The organism is Dietzia sp. E1, assembly GCF_014145015.1.
Lineage (GTDB): Bacteria > Actinomycetota > Actinomycetes > Mycobacteriales > Mycobacteriaceae > Dietzia > Dietzia cinnamea_A.
Genome location: NZ_JAALDU010000360.1, coordinates 1 through 3,112, shown reverse-complemented (window position 1 = coordinate 3,112; position 3,112 = coordinate 1). Strand labels below are relative to the sequence as shown.

Annotated in this window: 4 protein-coding genes; all 4 read left to right on the top strand. The window is 70.8% G+C overall.

The annotated features are described in order from the left end of the window. Positions 1-647, top strand: a 647-nt coding sequence (locus G6030_RS11980) for an SDR family oxidoreductase (RefSeq protein WP_182643274.1), incomplete at its 5' end; no start/stop codon positions are given. Between the two features lie 79 nt (positions 648-726). Beyond that, positions 727-1,668, top strand: coding sequence for an enoyl-CoA hydratase (locus G6030_RS11975; RefSeq protein ID WP_007626141.1), 942 nt, complete (start codon positions 727-729; stop codon positions 1,666-1,668). Between the two features lie 4 nt (positions 1,669-1,672). Then, the gene (locus G6030_RS11970) at positions 1,673-2,842 is read left to right on the top strand and encodes an acyl-CoA dehydrogenase family protein (RefSeq protein WP_182643273.1); all 1,170 of its coding nucleotides are present in this window, start codon (positions 1,673-1,675) and stop codon (positions 2,840-2,842) included. Between the two features lie 19 nt (positions 2,843-2,861). Further along, on the top strand, positions 2,862-3,112 hold a 251-nt coding region (locus G6030_RS11965), incomplete at its 3' end, for an acyl-CoA dehydrogenase family protein (RefSeq protein WP_182643272.1).

Genomic DNA, 3,112 nt, shown 5'->3' with positions numbered 1-3,112 from the left:
GGTCGGCGCGGGCCGTGGAGTGCGTCCGCCTCGCCCCCGGTGGCGGGACGAGCGGTGGCGGGGCGAGCGACGACGGGGACGACGACGACGAGGTCGCCGCCAGCATCGACGGGATCGCCTCCCGGCACGGCGGGATCCGCGTGCTCGCCCATTGCGCCGGTCCGCACGTGCCCATGGTGCATCTGTCGCGGATCGCGCCGGCCGAGTTCCGCCGGCAGCTCGACGAGGACGCCGGGGCGTTCTTCGCCCTCGCGCATTCCGCGCTTCCGCACCTGCGCGCGGTGGGGGGCAACGTCGTCGTCGTCACCACCGCCGCCACCACCCGCTACCCCGTGCGCGACGGCCTGTCGGCGGCCCCCAAGGGCGCCGTCGAACAGCTCGTGCGCGGGCTCGCCGCCGAGGAGGGGCGCTTCGGGGTGCGGGTGAACTGCGTGGGCCCGGGGATGCTCACCGACGGCATGGCGTCCCGGCTCATCGCCTCGGGTGACCTCGACGAGCGGGCGCTGGAGGTCACGCGCTCCAATATCCCGCTGCGCCGGTTCGGTACGGCCGACGACATCGCCGAGGCGGTGGCGTTCCTGGCCTCGGACCGCGCGGGGTTCATCTCGGGACAGAAGCTCGACGTGGACGGTGGATACGGCGTCTGAACGACGGCGGCTACGGCGTGCGACGCCGGTCCGGTACAGTACCAACCAAGCACTTGCTAGGTAAGGAGAGTTGCAGGTCATGACCGATGGACCCATCCCTCCGGTCCTCGGGGTCGACGACCTCGGGCCGGACACGCAGCCGGTGGCCTACGAGGTCTCCGACGGCACCGCGTACGTCACACTCAACCGCCCCGACTTCCGCAACGCGCAGAACTCGGTGATGACGTACTCGCTGGACAACGCGTTCATCAAGGCCGTGGAGGACGACTCGGTCAAGGTGATCGTCCTGCGCGCGGCCGGCAAGCACTTCTCGGCCGGCCACGACATCGGCACGCCCGAGCGCGACCACCACGTCGAGTACCCCAACCGCGCCGCGATCTGGTGGGACCACACCACCCGCGGCGGCGGCGACCGGCGCCTGGCACGTGAGACCGAGGTCTACGTCCAGATGTGCCGCCGCTGGCGGGAGATCCCCAAGCCGATGATCGCCCAGGTGCACGGCGCCTGCATCGCCGGCGGGCTCATGCTCGCGTGGGTCTGCGACTTCATCGTGGCCGCCGACGACGCGTTCTTCTCCGACCCCGTCGTGAAGATGGGCATCCCGGGCGTCGAGTACTTCGCCCACGCCTTCGTGCTGGGCCCGCGCCGCGCGAAGGAGATCCTCTACACCGGTCGCAGGTTCGGCGCGGCCGAGGCGCTCGAGTGGGGGATGCTCAACCACGTCGTGCCCCGCGACGAGCTGCAGGCCAAGGTCGACTCGATCGCCGAGGAGATCAAGGCCATGCCGGCGTTCGGGCTGACGCTCGCCAAGAAGGTCATCAATGCGAACGAGGACCAGATGGGGCTGCAGACCTCGCTGGACACGGCGTTCGGCTGGCACATGTTCGCGCACTCCGCCAACGCCGAGCCTGACGACACCGACTCGTTCTCCGCGTCCCTGGGCGGGATGGACGCCCGCTCCATGCGCGACAGCGCCAACACCGGTTCGACGGGCCCCGCGTCCGAGAAGAAGGAAGGCTGACACCGTGGATCTGGATCTGGACGCCTCGACGCAGGAGTTCCGCCTCGAGGTCCGGCAGTGGCTGGCCGAGAACGTGCCGTCCGAGCCGCTGCCGCACATGGACACCCGCGAGGGCTTCGAGGCCCACCGCGAGTGGGAGCGGAAGATGGCCGACGCCCGCATGTCGGTCGTGTCGTGGCCCGAGGAGTTCGGCGGGCGCGACTGCGGCCTGGTCAACTGGGTCGTCTTCGAGGAGGAGTACTTCCGCGCCGGCGCGCCGCTGCGCGTGAGCCAGAACGGCATCTTCCTGCTGGCCCCGACCCTGTTCGACCACGCCTCCCCCGAGCAGCTCGCGCACATCATGCCGCGCATGGCCCGCGCCGACGACATCTGGGCGCAGGCGTGGTCCGAGCCCGAGGCCGGCTCCGACCTGGCCTCGCTGCGCTCGACCGCGAAGAAGGTCGACGGCGGCTGGGTCCTCAACGGGCAGAAGGTGTGGTCGACCCGCGCCTCGTTCGCCGACAAGGGCTTCGGCCTGTTCCGCACGGATCCGGACGAGCCCCGCCACAAGGGCCTGACCTACTTCATGTTCGACCTGCGCGCCGAGGGTGTCACCGTGCGCCCCATCGACCAGCTGGACGGTCTGCCCGGGTTCGCGGAGCTGTTCCTCGAGGACGTCTTCGTGCCCGACGACCCGGCCAAGCCCGCCGAGTCCGGCGTGATCGGCGAGGTCAACCAGGGCTGGAAGGTGGCCATGTCCACCGCCAACAACGAGCGCGGCCTTTCCCTGCGCTCCCCGGGGCGCTTCCTCGCCACCACCGACCGGCTGCTCGAGCTGTGGGACTCCCGCGAGGGCGACCTCGACGACCGCACCCGCGGCGCGCTGGCCGACCGCGTGGCGGACGCGTGGATCGGCTCCCGCGAGTACGAGCTGAGCACGTGGAACACGGTCACCAAGCTCACGGGCGGCGCCAACCTCGGCTTCGAGTCCTCGATCAACAAGGTCTTCTGGTCGGACTGGGACATTGCGACCCACGAGACCGCCCTGGACGTCCTGGACACGGCCGGCGAGCTCGCCGGTGAGCAGTGGATGGACGGTTACCTGTTCGCCCTCGCCGGCCCCATCTACGCGGGCACCAACGAGGTCCAGAAGAACATCATCGCCGAGCGACTCCTCGGCCTCCCGCGCGGCTGAGAAGGCGGTTTCACACATCATGCAGTTCGCACTCGATCCCGAGATCATCGACTTCGCCGGCAGCATCGACTCTCTGCTGGCCAAGTCCGACATGCCCGCGGTGATCCGCTCGTGGGCCGACGGCGACACCGCCCCCGGCACCGCCGTGTGGGGACGCGTCGCCGAGACCGGCGCCGCCGCCCTGCTCGTCGACGAGGCGTCCGGCGGCGCCGGGGCCACCGCCGTCGAGGCCGTGGCCGCGCTCGAGATCCTGGGCCGCCACGCGGTGCC